Source organism: Paenibacillus gyeongsangnamensis (genome assembly GCF_027533625.1).
Lineage (GTDB): Bacteria > Bacillota > Bacilli > Paenibacillales > NBRC-103111 > Paenibacillus_G > Paenibacillus_G gyeongsangnamensis.
Window position 1 is genome coordinate 88,479 of sequence record NZ_JAQAGZ010000005.1, and the last position, 19,390, is coordinate 107,868.

18 protein-coding genes and 5 tRNA genes are annotated in these 19,390 nt (G+C 50.4%); 17 read left to right on the plus strand and 6 right to left on the minus strand.

Translation table 11 applies throughout. The annotated features are described in order from the left end of the window. Positions 1-8 precede the first annotated feature (8 nt). Together O9H85_RS09065 and O9H85_RS09070 are read left to right on the plus strand one after the other, a co-directional pair. Entirely contained in the window at positions 9-962 is a 954-nt protein-coding gene (locus O9H85_RS09065; protein WP_269881012.1) for an NAD-dependent epimerase/dehydratase family protein, read from the plus strand. Continuing rightward, entirely contained in the window at positions 944-2,242 is a 1,299-nt protein-coding gene (locus O9H85_RS09070) for an NAD(P)/FAD-dependent oxidoreductase (RefSeq protein ID WP_269881013.1), read from the plus strand. Before O9H85_RS09065 ends, O9H85_RS09070 begins: the two co-directional genes overlap by 19 nt. A gap of 149 nt (positions 2,243-2,391) precedes the next feature. On the opposite strand, the gene O9H85_RS09075 is transcribed toward O9H85_RS09070, so the two are convergent. After that, positions 2,392-3,657: a DUF4915 domain-containing protein gene (locus tag O9H85_RS09075; RefSeq protein ID WP_269881014.1), complete on the minus strand. Its 1,266-nt coding sequence runs from the start codon at positions 3,655-3,657 to the stop codon at positions 2,392-2,394. Between the two features lie 218 nt (positions 3,658-3,875). On the opposite strand from O9H85_RS09075, the gene cysC reads away from it, so the two are divergent. Both cysC and O9H85_RS09085 read left to right on the plus strand, forming a co-directional pair. Beyond that, positions 3,876-4,502 carry an adenylyl-sulfate kinase gene (gene cysC / locus O9H85_RS09080; RefSeq protein WP_269881015.1) on the plus strand — a complete coding sequence of 209 codons (627 nt, stop codon included), beginning with the start codon at positions 3,876-3,878 and terminating at the stop codon, positions 4,500-4,502. Between the two features lie 117 nt (positions 4,503-4,619). Beyond that, entirely contained in the window at positions 4,620-6,233 is a 1,614-nt protein-coding gene (locus O9H85_RS09085; protein WP_269881016.1) for an outer membrane lipoprotein-sorting protein, read from the plus strand. 181 nt (positions 6,234-6,414) lie between these two features. Here the strand turns inward: O9H85_RS09085 and O9H85_RS09090 are convergent, their stop codons facing one another. Beyond that, the gene (locus tag O9H85_RS09090; RefSeq protein ID WP_269881017.1) at positions 6,415-6,750 is read right to left on the minus strand and encodes a hypothetical protein; all 336 of its coding nucleotides are present in this window, start codon (positions 6,748-6,750) and stop codon (positions 6,415-6,417) included. A 280-nt stretch (positions 6,751-7,030) separates the two neighbouring features. Between O9H85_RS09090 and alr the strand changes: the two genes are divergently transcribed. The 4 genes from alr to O9H85_RS09110 all read left to right on the plus strand — a co-directional run bounded on the left by alr (position 7,031) and on the right by O9H85_RS09110 (position 11,442). Then, positions 7,031-8,242 carry an alanine racemase gene (gene alr, locus O9H85_RS09095; RefSeq protein ID WP_269881018.1) on the plus strand — a complete coding sequence of 404 codons (1,212 nt, stop codon included), beginning with the start codon at positions 7,031-7,033 and terminating at the stop codon, positions 8,240-8,242. 261 nt (positions 8,243-8,503) lie between these two features. Further along, positions 8,504-8,785 carry a CopG family ribbon-helix-helix protein gene (locus O9H85_RS09100; protein WP_269881019.1) on the plus strand — a complete coding sequence of 94 codons (282 nt, stop codon included), beginning with the start codon at positions 8,504-8,506 and terminating at the stop codon, positions 8,783-8,785. 3 nt (positions 8,786-8,788) lie between these two features. After that, positions 8,789-9,139: a type II toxin-antitoxin system PemK/MazF family toxin gene (locus tag O9H85_RS09105; protein WP_269881020.1), complete on the plus strand. Its 351-nt coding sequence runs from the start codon at positions 8,789-8,791 to the stop codon at positions 9,137-9,139. 71 nt (positions 9,140-9,210) lie between these two features. Next, on the plus strand, positions 9,211-11,442 hold the full coding sequence (locus O9H85_RS09110; protein WP_269881022.1) for a Tex family protein: 2,232 nt from the start codon (positions 9,211-9,213) through the stop codon (positions 11,440-11,442). A 201-nt stretch (positions 11,443-11,643) separates the two neighbouring features. Here the strand turns inward: O9H85_RS09110 and cmpA are convergent, their stop codons facing one another. Both cmpA and O9H85_RS09120 read right to left on the minus strand, forming a co-directional pair. After that, positions 11,644-11,787: a cortex morphogenetic protein CmpA gene (gene cmpA / locus O9H85_RS09115; RefSeq protein ID WP_269881250.1), complete on the minus strand. Its 144-nt coding sequence runs from the start codon at positions 11,785-11,787 to the stop codon at positions 11,644-11,646. A 94-nt stretch (positions 11,788-11,881) separates the two neighbouring features. Then, complete coding sequence (locus tag O9H85_RS09120) at positions 11,882-12,238, minus strand: hydrolase/acyltransferase (protein ID WP_269881023.1); 357 nt, start codon at positions 12,236-12,238, stop codon at positions 11,882-11,884. 138 nt (positions 12,239-12,376) lie between these two features. Here O9H85_RS09120 and O9H85_RS09125 point away from each other — a divergent pair, with 138 nt between their 5' ends. From O9H85_RS09125 to galE, 4 genes are all read left to right on the plus strand, one after another. Continuing rightward, positions 12,377-12,853 (plus strand): SprT family protein, encoded by a 477-nt coding sequence (locus O9H85_RS09125; RefSeq protein ID WP_269881024.1) that lies wholly within the window; start codon positions 12,377-12,379, stop codon positions 12,851-12,853. 18 nt (positions 12,854-12,871) lie between these two features. After that, positions 12,872-12,947, plus strand: a tRNA-Asn gene (locus O9H85_RS09130). Between the two features lie 10 nt (positions 12,948-12,957). Continuing rightward, positions 12,958-13,045, plus strand: a tRNA-Ser gene (locus tag O9H85_RS09135). Between the two features lie 541 nt (positions 13,046-13,586). Then, complete coding sequence (galE, locus tag O9H85_RS09140) at positions 13,587-14,603, plus strand: UDP-glucose 4-epimerase GalE (protein ID WP_269881251.1); 1,017 nt, start codon at positions 13,587-13,589, stop codon at positions 14,601-14,603. Between the two features lie 99 nt (positions 14,604-14,702). Here galE and corA read toward each other — a convergent pair whose 3' ends face one another. After that, positions 14,703-15,635, minus strand: a complete 933-nt coding sequence (gene corA / locus O9H85_RS09145) for a magnesium/cobalt transporter CorA (protein WP_269881025.1) — start codon at positions 15,633-15,635, stop codon at positions 14,703-14,705. A gap of 195 nt (positions 15,636-15,830) precedes the next feature. Between corA and O9H85_RS09150 the strand changes: the two genes are divergently transcribed. The 3 genes from O9H85_RS09150 to O9H85_RS09160 all read left to right on the plus strand — a co-directional run bounded on the left by O9H85_RS09150 (position 15,831) and on the right by O9H85_RS09160 (position 16,302). After that, positions 15,831-15,905, plus strand: a tRNA-Glu gene (locus tag O9H85_RS09150). A gap of 83 nt (positions 15,906-15,988) precedes the next feature. Beyond that, positions 15,989-16,071: transfer RNA gene (locus O9H85_RS09155), tRNA-Leu, on the plus strand. A gap of 148 nt (positions 16,072-16,219) precedes the next feature. Continuing rightward, a tRNA-Leu gene (locus tag O9H85_RS09160) sits at positions 16,220-16,302 on the plus strand. Between the two features lie 49 nt (positions 16,303-16,351). Here the strand turns inward: O9H85_RS09160 and O9H85_RS09165 are convergent. Continuing rightward, on the minus strand, positions 16,352-16,621 hold the full coding sequence (locus O9H85_RS09165; protein ID WP_269881026.1) for a hypothetical protein: 270 nt from the start codon (positions 16,619-16,621) through the stop codon (positions 16,352-16,354). A 133-nt stretch (positions 16,622-16,754) separates the two neighbouring features. Here O9H85_RS09165 and O9H85_RS09170 point away from each other — a divergent pair, with 133 nt between their 5' ends. Then, complete coding sequence (locus O9H85_RS09170) at positions 16,755-16,940, plus strand: YjfB family protein (RefSeq protein ID WP_269881027.1); 186 nt, start codon at positions 16,755-16,757, stop codon at positions 16,938-16,940. 122 nt (positions 16,941-17,062) lie between these two features. Then, the gene (locus O9H85_RS09175) at positions 17,063-19,279 is read left to right on the plus strand and encodes a YhgE/Pip domain-containing protein (RefSeq protein WP_269881028.1); all 2,217 of its coding nucleotides are present in this window, start codon (positions 17,063-17,065) and stop codon (positions 19,277-19,279) included. Positions 19,280-19,390 lie beyond the last annotated feature (111 nt).

The following is a 19,390-nucleotide window of genomic DNA, read 5'->3' on the forward strand; positions in this document are numbered from 1 at the left end:
GGGGAATTATGGAAAATTACAAGAATAAAAATATATTAATTACAGGTGCATCAGGTTTCGTTGGCGTAAATCTCTATACTTATTTAGTTGAAGAATTAGGATGCAAAAACGTTTATAGAATTAGTAGAACGTTAGCTAACGTAAACAGTACAAGCGATATTGAGTGTGATATTACAGATAAACCAAAGCTTGAAAAAATACTATTAAACATTAAGCCTGATGTTATTTTTCATTTGGCCGCAAATATTAACCCAAGTAGAGATTTGGCTGATTTAGATGCAATGATATCGACTAATATATTAGGTACAACAAATCTTTTGTCGATCATTGGAAGTCATAATTTACAGATTGATAGTTTGATCAATATAGGTACATGTGAGGAATATGGGTTTATTGACCAACCATTTACAGAAGATAAATATTCTAGCCCAATCTCTTTATACTCAGGGACAAAGGCTGCGGTTACATCATTATGCAAGATGTTTTACAATATTTTCCATATACCAGTTGTAACCGTTAGGCCCTCGCTGATCTATGGACCTGGACAAAAGGATCGTTTTTTCATAAATCAAGCAATAAAAAACATGATGTCTGGATCAGATTTTGATATGTCTCCTGGCGAACAAACTAGGGATTTTATATACATTGATGATCTCGTTAGGGGATTAGTTGAGATAAGTAAGAAAAGATCACTTGCAGGTGAGATCATTAATATTTCTTCTGGTAAACAATATAAGCTAATTGACGTAATTGACATAATATCTAAACTAACAAAAACTGACTCAAAAATAAATATTGGAGCGATCCCATATCGTAAAACCGAAATCATGTCTTTCGCGTGTGATAATAGAAAGATGTTACAGCTTACAGAATGGAAACCCAACATACCACTTGAAGATGGTTTAAAAAGAACAATGGAACAAATAAATGGAGGTGTTCAGAAGTGGAAGTTGCAGTTATAGGTGGCGGTATTGCTGGAATGTCAGCTGCATTTTATCTCCAAAAAAACCTGAATGCTCAAGTAGATATATATGAAAGAAGCAACGATATCGGTGGTTTGGCTGGAACATTGAAAATTGGTGATTCAATTATTGAGAAATACTATCATCATATCTTTACACACGATAAATATTACTTGGATTTAGTTAAAGATTTAAATTTAGAAGATAAATTGATTTGGAAAGAAACCATGACTGGTTTTTATACAAACGGAACTGTATATCCATTCGCAACGCCGTTCGATCTATTAAAATTTAAACCATTGAATTTTATTAGTAGGATCAGGTTTGGTTTATCTACGTTATTTATTTCTAAATACAAAAATATAGATAAAATGGAAAATATGACAACTGAAGAATTTATGGTAAAAATAGTTGGAAAACAAGTTTGGGATGTTATTTGGAAACCCATGCTTAGAATAAAATTCGGTGAGAATTATAACAAAATTCCAGCAGTTTGGATCTGGGAAAGAATTGTTCAACGTTTTAGATCAAGATCAGACGGTGGGCAAAAAGAACTGCTGGGTTATATGGAAGGTAGCTTTCACACATTAAATGAAAAATTGTTAGAGGTTATTAAGTTCCAAGGAGCTAGCATTAATTTAAACTCGGATGTACAAGAAATAGTTATAAAAGATAATATTTGTGAAGGATTAATCGTAAACAACGAATATAAAAAATATGACTTTGTATTATGTACAGCTGCTTTACCGGTGTTTGTAAACTTAATAAAGAATGCTTCTTTAGAATATAAAACACCATTGGAAAAAATCAAATATGATTGTGCACTTGTTTCTCTTATGGTAATAAATAAAAAATTGAGCGACATTTATTGGTTAAACATAAGTGATAATGAGATACCGTATGGTGGTTTAATCGAACATACAAATTTTATTTCCTCAGAAAATTACGATGGCAAAACACTTCTATATTTTTCCAAGTATTTGAGTGTTGACGATAAGTTATTAACAATGAAAGATGAAGAAATATTAAAGGAATATATAAGACATTTAAAGAAAATTCATCCTCATTTCAAAGAAGAAATGATAGAAGATTTTATCGTTTCAAGGGATCGCTATGCTCAGCCAATATGGCCTATGCAGTATTCAAAATTTAAACCACAATACAAAACACCTTACAAAGGATTATATCTGGCAAACACTTCACAGATATATCCAAATGATAGAGGAATGAATTTTAGTGTTAAGTTGGGGAAAGAGGTTTCAGAAGCAATGATGAATTAATTTTTAAAAATATTGATTATCGAATTGGTTATAATCGTATTTATCCCTTTCTTTCTCGAGCTCTAATGCAAATGGCAGAATTGATTGAGGGGCAGGACTTTTTCTGCCCCTTGCTTTAAAAAAGATTGAAGCAATTTTATGGTAAGTAACTAAGAAAATGCGATCTTCCTAATTGCAATTCCTAAAAATCTATCGTCGTTTGTACCAAGTGATTCAGAAGGAGACCATAGAAGGTTTGTTTTTAAAGTAATCTCGGCTTTACCCTTGAAATTATCTAAAGGGATCTCGAAATATTTGGATTCATTTCCTTTAAATGTTGTAATTAAGATTTGCTTGCCATTAAAAAATAGAGATAAATTTAATTCATATGGGTAACCGCTAAAAGCATCTATAATTAATGTATTGACCATATTATCGGTTTCTAAAATTATGGTTGTTTGGTTTGTTTTTGTCCATCTATGCGTCTGTTCATGTTCGTGCCATTCATTAAACAGTAAAAAAGTATCTGCCCCTGGGTCACCCAAATTAATTGAAGAAGGATATTGTTTTGTTTCCTGCGATAAATTATAAATTTCATAAATTTGATTAGCAGGAATATGAATAAATCGGTTTGTTTTGGTTTCTATGTTAAAAACATAAATACCACAGTCTTGTGAAACGTTTGTGTTTTTAGACAATATTCTATTCAGATGTCTCATTTCGCTTTGTCCAATATAAAGATGAAGACTATCATAAGCCAATCCTCTAGTAAAGCCATTAAATTGAGCTACGATTTTATTTTCTCTCATTAAATTCATATTTAACGATTCACAAACAAATAATTCATTGTTTATTTTCATAACGGAATGGGGAAGTTGTAAATCATTGAGCAGTATCCCCTCCATTTCTTTATCTTCTAGATTATACCGCGCAATAACCCCGTCATAATTACCATCAATTTGTTTCCATCCTCCCTTAAACGAGAACATGGATACGTAAATTTTTCCATCTTCAATCCAAATATCATTGATATGGTGTTCATCCGTTTCCGAATTTGAAATTTTAAGTTCATCTATACGTTTAAAAGGATTGGTTTGATATATACCAATAGAATTATGCTTAGTTTCAACTATATAGAGGAGACCGTCTTCATCCATTCTTAATCCATGGATATCCAACTGCGGTACATTGTGTTGTTTCATGATATTAAGCTCTTTATCTAATTGAAGTACTCCATGTGAGTTAGTACCAACAAAAAAACCATCTTTATTTGGTGCTATGCCTCGACAATCGCCTGTGAAAATTCTACTTATATTATTTAAGTCAAAGTCGAGTACAAACAGTCCCCCATCTTTTTTTGGATCTTTTGGGCAACTAATAAGTAATCGAGATTTGTTTTCGGGGAACTTCTCTTTTAAACCCATTAATGAAATCATTATTTTTGCAGTCTCCAATTTCAAATTATTTTTATATTATATTTTAAAAGCATTAACATAAACTATACGTTCAATATTTGTCAAAATAATAAACTTTATGAAGAAGATATTATTGCTAATATACAGTAATACGGCGAAAAGTAAATTTTTCTTAACATTTAAACGATAATATATTATTTAAGCAAGTAACAATTAAAGAAAAAAGAAAGGTGAACTGGATGGAGACGAAAACGGACCATATTATATGGCATCATGGAGTTGTAACTCCTATGGAGCGCAAAGTCTTAAATGGCCATGGGAGTGGCGTAATTTGGTTTACCGGACTTTCGGGTTCAGGGAAATCATCTTTAGCAAGTGCAATGGAGAAGAAACTGTTTGACCTAGGAATACGTTCTTATATTTTAGATGGGGATAATCTGAGGCACGGGTTGAATAAAAATCTTGGATTTAGTCCTGACGACCGCCGCGAAAACTTAAGAAGGGTCGGAGAAGTGGCCAAGCTGTTTGTCGATGCGGGTTTGTATGCACTGTCTGCATTTATATCTCCCTTCCAACGTGACCGGCAAATGGTGAAGGAAATATTCGGGGATAAAGATTTTATAGAAGTGTACGTTAGCTGTCCGCTTACGGTATGTGAGAAAAGGGACCCAAAGGGTCTTTACAAGAAAGCTAGAAAGGGGGAAATTAAAGACTTTACAGGTGTATCTTCCCCCTATGAGCCCCCTGTAAACCCGGACATTGTAGTTCAAACAAATATTTATTCCATAGAAGAATGTGCTGATTCCATTGTGAAATACTTGATTGAACATTCTTCACAAGAGGCCAATTCTCCCCAACTCCTATGACTAACCGGTTATAGGAGTTTTTATTTGCTCCCCAAACCTTGTCTGCATAATCGGCCAAGTCCCTACATAGACATGTTATCAGTTCAATCTTGATCATGTCGTGGAGGGGATGAAGCTATGCGGCGGTGGAAGTGGACAGTGACGGTGATGCTGTGCCTGACGCTGGTGTTGGCCGGTTGCGGGATAGGGAAGAAGAATGCGGGCTCGGTGGTTAAGGATTTGGATGGGGTCATCGGAAGGCTGCAGAGCTATCACGGGACCGGTCAAATGATACTTAAGACGGGGCAGGAGCCGCAGGAGTATCAGGTGGAGGTTTGTTTTGAAGCGCCGGCGTTTTACCGGATTGCGCTGACGAATCAGAAGAAGGACATCACGCAAATCGTGCTGCGGAACAACGATGGGGTGTTCGTTCTGACGCCTCATTTGAATAAGAGCTTCCGCTTCCAGAGCGATTGGCCGGAAAATCAAGGACAAGTCTACTTGTATCAGTCGCTTGTGCAAAGCATTCTGATGGATAATCAGCGTCAATTTACAACGGATGATAAAGGGTATGTGTTCGATGTGGCGGCGAATTATCAGAACGCCTCGCTTGCGCGGCAGAAGGTATGGCTGGACAAGAAAACGTATGCTCCGAAGCAGGTGGAGGTCTCGGATGCGAATGCCAATGTCATGGTGGTTGTGAAGTTTGATAAATTTGAATTCGGAACGAAGTTCGAGAAGGATTATTTTGATATGCAGCGCAATATGACCAGCTGGAATACAAGTCATATGATGCCTACGATGACGCAGGGAGACGCGAAGGCGGCGGACAAAGCAGGTGCAGCCGATTCCGGAGCAAAGGCTGGCAGCAGCGACAAAGGAACCACTGGAGCAAATGCAGGTACTGGCGCAAGTGGAAAAGCGGCAAACGGTTCCGCAGCAGGTACGGGGGCAAATGCAGGTGTAGGCAGTGGTGCGACCGGAGCATCCGGTGCCAATGGGGCTGTAGGATCTAATGGAGGAGCGAATGGAGCCGCCGGGACAAACGGAGCGGGAGCAGCAGGAACCAATGGAGCGGCAGGTGCTTCAGGGACGGTATCGAATGGAGCAGCGGGCGCAGCAAACGGGGCATCCGGAGCGGCTGCAGGCACGAAGGCGGACAGCGCGAAGGCAGCGGGGAGTGCAGGAAGCGGCGCTACGGGTACGAATGGTGCAGCTGCTGGAGCCGCTAATGGGGCAACGACAGGTGCAAGTACCAATGGAGCCGCGACGGGAGCGGGGGCTAACGGAGCCGCAGGTACGAATGGGGCCAATGGAACAAACGGTAAAACGTCCGGCACGAATGGCACGTCTGCAGCAGGCGGTACGGCAGCAGGAAGCTCGAACACGACAAGCAGCAGCGCTGCAAAACAGCAGTCGTTCGGTATGATCGAGCCGCGGTACGCGCCGACGGGCGTGAAGAAGCAGGACTCCAGCGAGATTCCGCTCGGGGACGATAAGGCGGTCATGATTCGTTACTCCGGAAAGTACAACTACACGTTGGTGGAATCTCGTCCGGTAACGCAGACGGTATCCATTCTGCCTGGAGATATCGTAGATCTGGGCTTTACGCTTGCGGTGGTTACAGGGGATGCTAAGAAGACGCTGACATGGACTTATGATGGGGTCGAATTCCGTCTCTCTACCGGGGATCTTCCGATGACGGAAATGATCAAGGTAGCGCAGGCAGTACAGGGGGAAATGGGGAAATAATGACCGCATAAGATTAGTAAAAGAAAAGTAAATCCTGGTTCAAAAGGGAACAAGGCCTCGCAGCTGATGAGTTACGGGGTTTTGTTCTAAGAGAGGAGAAAAGGGCCCCGGGTTGTCCGGTGTGGTGTCAGGTTTGACCTCGGACTAATTGTGGGGAGCTAATCTATTTTAACAGTGATGGTTATTTGTCTTTTAAGCTCTTGACTTCAACCTCATTGTTTAACAGGCGATTGTTTAGGATGGCGATAGCATGGTCATGGCGAGTAAGCTCTCGCTTAACCTCGTCAAATCGGTCACTGATTTCATTGCGAATGCCTTGTTGGCCCGCTTTGAGGACCTGGAACTCGGCGCGGACTTCGGATTTAAATTGTTTGAACTCAGTCTCCAAAGAGTCCAAACGCTTGTTAGTACACTTTACCTCATCCTTCACTTCCGCCAAACCGGTCTTGACTTCAGTCAAATCCTGCTTCATTCCGCGTATCTCGCCGAGGATTTGATGCAAAATGTCGTCGCTCATAGATTCATCTCCTTTCTTGTCGGATTTGTCGGTGCATCTTCCATTATACCTGATTGGCTGATTCAAGAATAGAAGATTCGGGTAAAGGGAAAGGAACGCGTACCAGACACTTGTGGTAACAGTTTCCTTACAGCCTTTTGTCACGGTTTTATCATTGACAGTGCCGGGGGAACGGATTAACATGGTTTTATTGAGCGAAGGCTGGGAAGCTTTCCTTCGGCTGGAGAAGCCGTCAGGGAGCTTCCCCTTGATTTTATTAGGGTAAGAGAAGGTGGAGCTTGTGGATTCGTTTTACCGGCCTACTAGGGTGGAAATATCGTTGGATGCGCTGCGGCACAACCTGGAGGAGTTTCGGCGGGTGCTGCCGGAGGATGTGCATATGATGGCGGTGGTCAAAGCGGACGCGTACGGTCACGGTGCGGTTCAGGTTTGCCGGGAGGCGCTGCAATACGGGATCGATTACATTGCGGTTGCGTTCCTGGATGAAGCGCTGGAGCTTCGGCAGGCGGGCATTACGGCACCGATCCTGGTGCTGGGCTTCACGCCGCCCGAAGGGCTGGAGACGGCCTGGAAGCACGATGTGACGCTAAATATATATACGCATGAACTTCTGGACGCTTGGGAGAAGCTCGGTCTGAAGGAGCAGCCTCTGAAGCTTCATGTGAAGATCGATTCCGGGATGAACCGGATCGGTTTGAATTCGGAGGCGGAAGCCATTGCTTTTATCGAGCGGGCGATGGCTATGCCGGGGCTGCACGTCGAAGGATTGTTCACACATTATGCTTGCGCGGACGAGACGGACAAAACGTACACCTTTCAGCAGTACGCGAGATTTGCGCGGGTCGTGGAGCATTTCCGCGGGCGCGGAGTGGAGTTTCCGTTCGTGCATGCCGGCAACAGCGCGGCAGCGATCGATACGCCAGGCTTAAGCTTCAATATGGTGCGGCTCGGCATCAGCATGTACGGTCTTTATCCGTCGGAGGAGGTCAACAAGCAGCGGGTTGAGCTGCAGCCGGTGCTGAGCATCAAGTCGGGGATTGCTATGGTCAAAAAGGTCCCGGCCGGCGAGGGCGTCAGCTACGGGGCGATTTACCGGCCGGAGCGCGAGGAAATGATCGCCACGCTTCCCATCGGCTATGCGGACGGCTTCTCCCGGCTGATGACGGGGAAGGCGCAGATGCTCATCCGCGGCGTTCGGGTTCCGGTTGTTGGCCGAATTTGCATGGACCAATGTATGTTGAATGTGAGCGGACTTGCCGATATCTCTAATGAAGAAGAGGTTGTCATTCTGGGCAGCCAGGGTCAGGAGCGGATTACGGCGGAGGAGCATGCCGCATGGATCGGTACGATCAATTACGAGATCATCTGCATGATCTCGCACCGGGTTCCGCGCGTTTACGTGAGGAATGGGGAAGTGGTATATACCCTGAATCCGCTGCTTCGCCACCGGTGGGAGCCGGAGGATCCGGTGACTGGGGGCAATTTCCACTGAAATTTTTCGCGGGCTTGAGAGGATTTTCCCCTTTTACCGCGAATATGTATTGGGTAGCGCACTTTGTGATCGTCAGGTATAACATAATTGATATACCTTGTGCATATATTGATTTTGTATAATTTAACTGCAAGTTTGTTATAATGGAAATACGGGGCAATGTCATTTGAAGGCATCCTCCAAGGATGTGCCGAGTGAGATTGTCGTCCGGACGTCATAGTCAGGACAGGTTTTGTAATGTTTTTGGGGGTGCATGTTCAGGTGTCCAATGCTCAGAACACGAAGCGAATCATGATTAGTTTGCCGGATTATTTGCTGCAGGAAGTGGATGTTCTGGTCGAGAAGGAGAATTCCAACCGCAGTGAGTTTATCCGTCAAGCCATGAAATTGTATTTGCTCGAACGGAAAAAACGGCACTTGCGGGAATCGATGCAGCGCGGGTATATGGAGATGGCAAAGATTAACCTACACATGGCCTCGGAAGCGTTTCAGGCGGAGGAAGAAGCGGACAATACGCTGGACCGTCTAGTTAGCGGGGTGTAACGATTGATTGTCAAACGTGGCGATGTTTTTTTCGCGGATCTTTCACCGGTGGTAGGTTCGGAACAGGGCGGCATTCGGCCTGTATTGATCATTCAGAATGATATCGGCAATCGCTTCAGCCCTACGGTTATCGTGGCGGCGATTACAGCGCAGATTCAAAAGGCCAAGCTGCCGACGCACGTGGAGATTGAGGCGGAAGCGCACGGTTTTGACAGAGATTCAGTCATCCTGCTGGAGCAAATTCGGACGATCGACAAGCAGCGTCTAACGGATAAAATCACGCACTTGGATGAGGAAACCATGCGCAAGGTCGATGAAGCTTTGCAGATTAGCGTGGGACTGATCGAGTTTTAATTTGTTCACGAGAGCGGGGGTCCGGGGGCCTCCGTTTTTTTGTGTTCGGAGATAGAGAGGGGATACGGCAAATGGTAAAAGAGCAAAGCGTCCAAATACCGGCAGACGAGGTTCGGGCGGTCGTGGAAGTAACGGAGGAAATGAAGGCGGCGATCCAGGAGCGCATCCTGAAGCAGATTGCTTCCGAGCTGCAGCTGCCGGCAGGACGGGTCAAAACGACCGTAGGGCTGCTGGACGAGGGGAATACGATTCCTTTTATCGCGCGGTACCGCAAGGAAATGACGGGGGAGCTCGACGAAAATCAGTTGCGCGACATTGAAGAACGGCTGTCGTATTTGCGCAACCTGGAGGACCGGAAGCTGGAGGTGATCCGGCTGATCGACGATCAGGGCAAGCTGACGGACGAGCTGCGGAAGGGCATTGAGCAGGCCGTGAAGCTGCAGGAGGTCGAGGATCTGTACCGGCCTTACCGCCAGAAGCGCAAGACGCGGGCGAGCGTGGCGAAGGAGAAGGGGCTGGAGCCGCTGGCGGAGTGGATCTGGAAGCAGCCGAAGCAAGGCGATTTGCAGGCGGAGGCGGCGAAATACATAAACGGAGACAAAGGCGTCGGAGGTGCGGAGGAAGCGATTCAGGGAGCAATGGACATCCTGGCCGAGCAGCTGGCCGATGACGCCAAAATCCGCGCCTGGGTGCGCAGGCATACGTTCGAGCAAGGCATTCTGCGCACTGAGGCCAAGAATGCGGAGCAGGAATCGGTATACGAGATGTACTACGCTTACCAGGAGCCGGTCCGGAAGCTGCCGCCGCACCGGATTCTTGCGATCAACCGCGGGGAGCGGGAAGAGGTGCTGAAGGTCGCGCTGGACGTTCCTGTGGAGCGTATCCATGATTATATGGCGAAGCAGGTGCTGAAAGGCCCTTCTCCGGTCCGGGAGACGCTTATGGCGGTCACTGAGGATGCGTACAAGCGTCTCTTGTCCCCATCGGTTGAGCGCGAGGTGCGCGGGGAGATGACCGAGAAGGCGGAGGAGAAAGCGATAGAGGTGTTCGCGGAGAATCTGCGCAATCTGCTGCTGCAAGCCCCTGTGAAGGGCAAGGTCGTTCTGGGCGTGGACCCGGCGTACCGGACAGGCTGTAAGCTCGCGGTTGTCGACGATACCGGCAAAATGTTGGAGATCGCCGTAACGTATCCTACGCCTCCGAATAATAAGGTGGCCGAGGCGAAGGAGAAGTTCAAGAAGCTGATCGACAAATACGGCGTCGAGCTGATCGTGATCGGGAACGGGACGGCATCGCGCGAGACGGAGCAATTCGTTGCGGACTTGATTAGTGAGATCAAGACCCGGAAGCTGCAGTACCTGATCGTCAACGAAGCGGGAGCGAGCGTGTACTCGGCCTCCAAGCTGGCCCAGGTAGAATTCCCGGATCTGGACGTGGCGGAGCGCAGCGCGATCTCCATCGCCCGCAGGCTTCAGGATCCGCTCGCGGAGCTCGTGAAGATCGAGCCGAAGGCGATCGGCGTAGGGCAGTACCAACACGATGTGAGCCAGAAGAGGCTGGACGAGAGCCTGACCTTCGTCGTGGAATCGGCGGTGAACCATGTTGGGGTCGATCTCAACACGGCCTCGGCGTCGCTGCTCTCCTACGTGTCGGGCGTGAACAGCACGCTGGCCAAGAACATTGTGAAATACCGCGATGAGAACGGGAAGTTCACGGACCGCAAGCAGCTGCAAAAGGTGCCCCGCCTCGGAGCCAAGGCGTTCGAGCAGTGCGTAGGCTTCCTCCGCATCAGCGACGGCAAGAACCAGCTCGACAATACGCCGATCCATCCGGAGTCCTATCCGGTGGTGGACCAGCTGTTCCGCGAGCTGAAGCTGGAGCTATCGCAGCTTGGCAGCCAGCAGCTGAAGGACATGCTGCAGCACCTGCAGCCGGAGGAGCTGTCGGTGAAGCTGGGCGTAGGCGTGCCGACGCTGCGGGACATCCTGGATTCGCTGCAGCGGCCGGGACGCGATCCGCGCGACGAGCTGGATGCGCCGGTGTTCCGTACGGACGTGCTGCAGATCGAGGACCTGACGCCGGGCATGGAGCTGCAGGGGACGGTGCGGAACGTGATCGACTTCGGAGCGTTCGTGGATATCGGCATCAAGAACGACGGGCTTGTCCATATTTCGCAGCTGAGCAACTCGTTCGTGAAGCATCCGATGGATGTCGTATCCGTCGGGGATGTCGTTACGGTCTGGGTATTGAACGTGGATTTAAAAAAGGGCCGCGTTGGGCTCACGATGAAGAAGCCGCAGTAGCAAGGCTGCAGCAAGAGCGTTAAGAAACCAGAGAAGAACAGGCCTCCGACTAGGGGGACGTTCATCTTCTTTTTTTGCCGATTGCACCATGTCCTATTGTTACGCGTATCGGCCGCCGGCTGCCGGCATAAAATAAAGCATAAACCGGAAGGAAGGGGTGTTCGTGCCCTGCTTCCCGGCTTATGCTTTATGGCGTTTACGTTATTGCGGAAGCTGGGACTCCGTGGAATCCGGCTCCTGCCTCCGTGTCCGGTAAAAAAACCAGCAATCGTTCAATAACCGGATTTGCCGGCGGTTCTTGTTATAAAAGGCGCGCATCAGTTGGTTGCACAGCCATTGCGGCAAGCCCATCAGCCCCTTCCCATCTCGCTGCATATGCTTCATCATATGGGCGGCTGGGAAGGATGGTGCAGGTCCAGGCTTAGGATTCTACCGCAGCCTAAGCCAGCTCCTCTTCCTCTTCGTACCACTGCTCCAGCTGGGCTTGCAGCGCCCGGATCTCGGTCAGCAGGGAGACGAGGGGGTATTCTTTTTCCTGGATGGAAGAAAAGTCTTGCTCCAGGGCATTGATGTACTGAAGTCCGTGCTGAACGGCGTACTTCGGGTGCACGAGCTCGAGCTCGTCAAACTCGGCGATGAATACCGGCAGTGCGGGCACGGAGTCTGAGGTCAGCTTGTCCAGCTCCTTGTGCAGGCGCTGATTCAGGGCGGCGAGCTGGTACATGTGCGTCGCGGGCATCTCAACAAATTCCAGCCGGTCGCTAAGCTGCAGCAGCGCATATCTCATTTTGGGCATAGTTGGGTGAGGCTCCTCTCATACTAAAGGCATGATTTTATCCGAATGCAGGATTCCTACTTGACAGTTTAGCCTAAGCTGCGGTTACAATTCAAGAGGAGAACCTAGAGATACACAGGAGATAAGGTGGGAGAACCGATGGATGACCGAAAGCTGCAGCAGTGGGTTGAGCATATTTCGATGTCGTCGTTTGGACGTCCTTTTTTGCACCAGGCCCGGTTCAACCGGAGACTGCGCTCAACGGGAGGCCGCTACTTCATGCGGTCGCATGATATCGAAATCAGCTGGCTGCAGTACGAGCAGTTCGGGGCGGCCGATGTGGAGAAAATCATCAAGCATGAGCTGTGCCATTATCATTTGCATCTACTGAACCGCGGGTTCCAGCACCGGGACGAAGATTTCAAGCAGCTGCTGCAGCAGGTGGGCGGATCGCGCTACTGCCGGTCGCTGCCGGCGAGCCTGAAGAGGAAAGAGCCTTATCGGTACAAGCTGGTTTGCTTGAGCTGCCGAATGGAATACATGCGCAAACGGAAGGTTGACCCGAAGCGGTTCGCGTGCGGACGATGCAGCGGAAAATTGAAGCTACTGCATCTTGACTTGCAGACGCAATCATGATAAATTAACAATTACCGTTCCCTGATAGCTCAGTTGGTAGAGCACTCGACTGTTAATCGAGTTGTCACAGGTTCGAGTCCTGTTCGGGGAGCCATTTCTTTCTTGGAGAGATACCCAAGTGGCTCAAGGGGACCCTCTGCTAAGGGGTTAGACTGCGTAAGTGGTGCGAGGGTTCGAATCCCTCTCTCTCCGTATATAGCACATCGAAAGCCGCCGAAAGGCGGCTTTTGTGCTATATACGGAGAGACGGAGAGGGGTTCGAACCCGAGCAGAGGGGGCGTCGGAGCAGCGTGCGCGTGCGCTGCGGAGTCTCGGAGGCGAAGCTTCGAGTATCCCTCTCTCTCCGTATATAGCACATAGAATGCCGCCGAAAGGCGGCTTTTGTGCTGTATACGGAGAGAAGCAGAGGAGTCGAACCCGAGCAGAGGGGGCGTCGAAGCGGCGTGCACGTGCGCGCGGAGTCTCGCAGGCAAAGCCTCGAGTATCCCTCTCTCTCCGTAGAACAAAAACCGCCAATATGGCGGTTTTTTTGCGTTCGGAGGAGGGAGGCGGGATGAGAACCCGAGCAGAGGGGGCGTCAAAGCGGCTTGTGCGTGCGCTGCAGAATCTCGCAGTCGAAGCCGTGAGTATCCCTCTCGAAATAGTAAATGGCTTTATTTTTTCAAAATTGGTACAATTGGCAGTAAGGTTCATGGTATTTTACATATATAAAATCATGGCGCGGGGGACGGATATGGCTATCTTAGTAACTGGCGGAGCCGGATATATCGGCAGCCACACTTGTTTAGAGCTGCTTCAACAAGGGTACGATATCGTAGTCGTGGACAATTATGTCAACAGCAGTCCGGTTGCCCTCAAGAGAGTACAGGAGATTACCGGCCGGACGATACAGACTTACGAAGTCGATCTGCTGGACAAAGAGGCGCTCCGGAACGTTTTTGAAGAAAATAAGATTGAAGCGGTGATTCATTTTGCCGGACTGAAAGCCGTGGGGGAATCGGTGCGGCAGCCGCTGCGTTACTACCATAACAACATTACGGGTACACTAATCCTGACAGAAGTGATGCAGGAGCATGGCGTGAAAAAGCTGGTGTTCAGCTCCTCCGCCACCGTATACGGCATGCCGGAGCGGGTGCCGATTGCGGAGGACTCCCCGCTCAGCGCGACGAATCCTTACGGACAGACGAAGCTGATGATCGAGGAGATTCTAAAGGATCTGGCCGCAGCCGATCCGGCTTGGAGCATTTCGCTGCTTCGCTATTTTAACCCGGTGGGGGCGCATGCCAGCGGCCGGATCGGTGAGGATCCGAACGGCGTGCCGAACAACCTGATGCCTTATATCACTCAGGTGGCGGTAGGAAAGCTGGAGAAGCTGAGCGTATTCGGTAGCGACTATCCGACCGTAGACGGTACGGGGGTCCGGGACTACATTCATGTCGTCGACCTGGCGCTTGGACACTTGAAGGCACTGGATAAAGTACTGACCGCAACGGGGGTCGAAGCGTATAATCTTGGCACGGGACAAGGCTGCAGCGTGCTGGAGCTGGTCCATGCGTTCGAGGAGGCTTCGGGCAAAAAGGTCCCTTACCAGCTGACGAACCGCCGGCCCGGCGATGTGGGCATTTGCTACGCCGACCCGCATAAAGCCGAACGAGAGCTTGGCTGGAAGGCCACAAAAAATATCAAAGATATGTGTGTGGACGCTTGGCGCTGGCAGTCGAACAACCCGAACGGATATGCGGCCGATTAAAGGGCACGAGCGAGGCATGACAAAAAGCCATTGGAACGCAAGGGAGGCAAGGGGCCGGTGACGTTCCGAATGGCTTTTTTCTACTCAGTAGACTTCCGTCTAAATCCAGCGTTTCCACTTGAAGATGATCCACATCCCTACAATGACTGCGATCATCAACGCCCAGACGTAGCCGTAGCCGAAATCCCAGCTGAGCTTGGGAATCTCTTTAAAGTTCATGCCGTACAGCCCTACAATAAACGTAAGAGGCAGAAATATCGAGCTTAAGATCGTCAGCGTCTTCATGATTTGGTTCATGCGGTCGGATTTCATGCTCATTTGCAGCTCCAGAAGTCCGGTTAGCGATTCGCGGAATACGTCGAGCGAGTCGACAACCCGGGAAATATGATCGTAAATATCGATAATATAAACATCGGCTTCCTTGCGCACGTAAGGAAAGGTTTGGTGTCTAATGGAGCCGATGATCGTTTTTTCCTCTACGATAATGCGTCTAAGCTGGTGGAACGTACGCTTAAGCTGGAAGATTTCCCTGGCAATGTTTAGGTAAGGATTCTTATAAATATGGCGCTCCATGCGGTCTACGCGGTCTTCCACCTGATTGATGATCTCCGTGTAATCGTCTACGCAGCGGTCCAGCAGCTGATGGAGAACCGCGCCGGGATTCTTCATACTGCCTTCGATCTGCAGGAAGTGATCCTTCAGCTTTCCGATCAGGGGAATCGGCTTCTTGCATACGGTGATCACATGATTGGCCCCGATGATAATGCCGAGCTCGGCTACAGTGAGCTTTTTGTCGATAATCGGGAAGAAGGTGAGAAAGATATGATCCGTATAGCGGTCCAACTTGGGCCGTTGATTGAGCTTGATGCAATCTTCCACGACCAGCGGATGGCAATGGTACAGATCTTTGAGCACATACTCGACTTCCCCGGCTTCGGAGTTCTCCAAATGGATCCAGACGGTCTCGTCCGGCAGGGGGGCGCGAAGCTCGGTTTCAAACGATTTGCTTTCGGATTGACGGCATACAAGCATGATCGGACACCTCGGTAACAGACTGCATTGCGATAGCCCGATTGTAGCATAACCGCGGAGCAAGACCCAAACGAACCGTCATCCTTTTTGTTAAAAAAGGTTTAAAAAAGGTTTAAAAAAGGGCTTGTCAACCTCCATCGTTTCGGCTATAATAACACTTGTCGCTCAAAAAGGGTGACGAAAACTTACTGGCGAGGCCCGTTGGTCAAGGGGTTAAGACACCTCCCTTTCACGGAGGTAACAGGGGTTCGAATCCCCTACGGGTCACCAACAAAGTTGTGACGCTCAGGATGAGAACCCGGTGGGTACGTCGAAGGAGTAGCTTCGATAGGACAGCTCGTCACACGTAATATGCGGTTGTGGTGGAATGGCAGACACGCTATCTTGAGGGGGTAGTGGGCGTAAGCTCGTGGAGGTTCGAGTCCTCTCAACCGCATCACACATCAACAAGCCCGACGATCATAGGATCGCCGGGCTTGTTTTTTGGCGCCTCGTACGATCACAGCGGCGGACCCGTCCCGCAGCCTCTCAGGTTTTGGAGCTTTACTCCGCTTCCGGAAGGAGCTATAATATGATTTACACACGCGGTTGTGGTGGAATGGCAGACACGCTATCTTGAGGGGGTAGTGGGCTTACGCCCGTGGAGGTTCGAGTCCTCTCAACCGCATTCCGAAGAAGCCTTGCGCATGCAAGGCTTTTTTGTATTGGCCGAGGCATTACAAACGGGGAAGCGCCTGGCGCTCCGCCTGCGGACGGCAAGCCTTGCAAACGCCGATGGCCTTGCCGTGGCGCGCGTAGTAAGACAGCTCCTTCGCAGGTACTTTGCGTTTGCAGAAGCTGCAGCTCATCTTGGCGATGCCGCGGCTTTTGCTGTAGCTGGATAGGCGGGTTACGCGGGAGGATCTGCGCCTGCGGCGAAGCCAGCCGATTACCCCGAGCACGGCAAGAAGCAGCGCCGCTCCAATCAACCCGGTCATGGAATTCATCTTAGCTCACCCTTTGTATCCGAATAGGTCGTATAGTTTAAGGTTCCACGCGGAGCGGGGAAAATCCTTTTTCAGTTGCCGGATCGGCTTGTCCCCGTTATACTGGATAAAAAAGCCATTCCGGGGTGAGACGATGGAAATAAGCCAAGTGATGAATGCCGTAAACGGCGGCGATAGCTTGAAACAAGCCGTAGGCATAGCCCTTCTGAGCAAAATCAAGGATTCCCAGGCGTCGATGGCCGCCGTGATGCTCAGCGATTTCGCGGCCGCTCAGGCTCCGCATCCGTATCTTGGCAAGTCATTGGATCTACGTGCTTGATACGGGCACAATCACCCCGCATAGCGGGGTTTTTTGATTTGGCGGGAACCGGTCAAGGATAGATTAAACCGGGCTCCCGTATACTATCATTACCTTATTCATGGACAAAGCGAGTGATGCGCGTGAACGGTTTTCAAATGGCGATGCACGATATCAAACAGATGTGGAGCTCGGGTATCATGCGCCGGTCGGTGCTGGGACTGATGGTGCTCCCGTTGATGTATAGCTTTATTTACTTGTGGGCGTTTTGGAATCCGACGGACTTCGTCAGCCGTCTGCCGCTGGCGGTGATTAATCAGGACAAAGGGATGCTGCAGGGAGGCAAGCAGGTCAATCTGGGGTCGGACCTGACCAAGGAACTTCTGAACGATACGAAGACGCACTGGAGGGAAGTTACGCCGGAGGAGGGGGATCAAGGCATTCGGAGGCTGCAATATTTTCTCGTGCTGACGATTCCGGCCGACTTCACGGAGCGCGCTTACAGTGCGGGGACGCCGCAGCCCAGGGCGAGCCAGCTGACTTATCAGGTGAATGAAGGGGCCAATATGCTGGGGGTCAAGGTGGTCCGCAGCATCATGGATCAGGTGAGCTATAAGCTGGAGCAGCAGATGACGGCCAAATATTTGCGCGTGCTGTTCGACCAGATCCTGAACGGCGGCGAAGGGCTCAAAAAGGCGGCCGACGGCGCTTCTCAGCTCGCGGACGGGACGAAGAAGGCGCAGGATGGAGCGAATGCACTGAGGGACGGCCTGAAGCAGACGCAGGACGGCATGGTTCCGCTGTCGGAAGGACTGACGAAGCTGCTGAACGGCGCCAACCAGCTGGAGAACGGCATCATCCGTCTGGATGCGGTGATCGGCGTTGGCACGGCCGGGGTCAGCAAGCTTCCCGAGCAGCTGAAGCAGCTGCTGCAGCCGGTGAACCAGCTGGCCGCCGAGGCCGATAAGCTGCAGGGCGTAATGAACCAGACGTCCCAGACGGTGAAGTCGAGCCTGAATGCGCTGGATAACGTCGGCGCTTCGCTGGATGATACGAATAAGCGCATCGACGAGCTGCAGAAGGACTGGGACGCGTCCGCGGGGGCCCGCCTGCAGCAGCAGAAGGCGCAGCTCGACGGCGCGCTGGCCGATCTGATCGCCCTCGGCGAGCAGATCAGCCAGGTAAGCGGCAACGAGCGCTTCCGCGCGGCCGTCGACAAGCTGCAGCAGGCGAACGCGCAGCGGCTGCTGCTGGAGCAGGACCGGCGCGACGTATCGGCGTCGCTCGGCCGGCTGCGCGCGAACCTGACGCAGGCGAATGCGCAGCTGCGCCAGGGGCGGGATCAGCTGGACGCGCAGCTCGCCCAGCTGCAGAGCGGGCTGACGGCGATGCAGAGCGCCGTCAGGGCTTCGCTCGATCAGCTGAACCGGAACGCTCAGCTGATCGAGGACATATCCGGCCGGCTGGGCCAATTGGCCGACGGCGTGAAGCAGCTGCAGCAGGGAAGCACGGCGCTCGTGGAAGGCCTTAATGCCTTCCAGTCCGGCTTCCAGCAGCTGCGGGACGGTAACACGCGCCTCTACGACGGCAGCGTGCAGCTGGCGAGCGGCCTGCAGGACATCCATGCAGGCCAGGCGGAGCTTGCCGCGAAGCTCGGCGAAGCGGCGGGGATGGCTGCGCAGGACGGCCAGGCCGACGCGCGGATCGACACGATCACCTACCCCGTGAAGATGACGGAGCAGAACCTGCACCCGGTGCCGAACAACGGGACGGGGTTCGCGCCTTATTTTATAGCGTTGTCGCTCTGGGTGGGCTCGCTCGTGCTTTTCTTCGTCATCGACCTGAACAAGGTCGTGGCCCTGCCGAAGCGGCCGATCTCTTACCTGACGAACAAGTATCTGGCATTGGCCTCGGTCAGTGTCTTCCAGTCCGTGCTGTCCGTATTCATCCTGCATAACGGGCTGGGCATTCCCACGGTGCTGCCGGCCATCCATATGTACGGCTTTGCGCTGCTGCTGGGGCTGACCTTCACCGCGATCCTGTTCATGCTCATTTCGGTGCTCGGCAGCGATGTCGGACGGTTCGTGGCGATTGTGGTGCTGATGCTGCAGCTGACTTCGAGCAGCGGTTCGTATCCGGTCGAGCTGGAGTCGAGGTTCTTCCAATTCATTCATCCCCTGCTGCCGATGACCTACGCGGTAGAAGGGTTCCGGGAGCTGATCTCGATCGGGGAAGCCTCGGTCATTGCCAGGGACGCGTTCATTCTGGCCCTTTACGGGCTGGCCGCGCTGGCGCTCTTGTATCTCGTCAAGCGCAAAAGGATTATCAAGGAGCTTCAAGAGACGCATGCCGTTTCATGAGCGGAAGGCAGCTGGGCAAGGGTGAAGGAAGTAAACAGGCAACCGGCGGAACAAGCATAAACGGGATGATGAGCCAAGCAGTTAAGAGGCCTTCATCCTTCTATCTTAGGA

Coding starts and splice junctions, on each gene's coding strand:
- O9H85_RS09065 (WP_269881012.1), top strand. CDS start 9: ATGGAAAATTACAAGAATAAAAATATATTAATTACAGGTGCATCAGGT.
- O9H85_RS09075 (WP_269881014.1), bottom strand. CDS start 3,657: ATGATTTCATTAATGGGTTTAAAAGAGAAGTTCCCCGAAAACAAATCT.
- cysC (WP_269881015.1), top strand. CDS start 3,876: ATGGAGACGAAAACGGACCATATTATATGGCATCATGGAGTTGTAACT.
- O9H85_RS09085 (WP_269881016.1), top strand. CDS start 4,620: ATGCGGCGGTGGAAGTGGACAGTGACGGTGATGCTGTGCCTGACGCTG.
- O9H85_RS09090 (WP_269881017.1), bottom strand. CDS start 6,750: ATGAGCGACGACATTTTGCATCAAATCCTCGGCGAGATACGCGGAATG.
- O9H85_RS09110 (WP_269881022.1), top strand. CDS start 9,211: ATGGTAAAAGAGCAAAGCGTCCAAATACCGGCAGACGAGGTTCGGGCG.
- O9H85_RS09120 (WP_269881023.1), bottom strand. CDS start 12,238: ATGCCCAAAATGAGATATGCGCTGCTGCAGCTTAGCGACCGGCTGGAA.
- O9H85_RS09125 (WP_269881024.1), top strand. CDS start 12,377: ATGGATGACCGAAAGCTGCAGCAGTGGGTTGAGCATATTTCGATGTCG.
- galE (WP_269881251.1), top strand. CDS start 13,587: ATGGCTATCTTAGTAACTGGCGGAGCCGGATATATCGGCAGCCACACT.
- corA (WP_269881025.1), bottom strand. CDS start 15,635: ATGCTTGTATGCCGTCAATCCGAAAGCAAATCGTTTGAAACCGAGCTT.
- O9H85_RS09165 (WP_269881026.1), bottom strand. CDS start 16,621: ATGAATTCCATGACCGGGTTGATTGGAGCGGCGCTGCTTCTTGCCGTG.
- O9H85_RS09170 (WP_269881027.1), top strand. CDS start 16,755: ATGGAAATAAGCCAAGTGATGAATGCCGTAAACGGCGGCGATAGCTTG.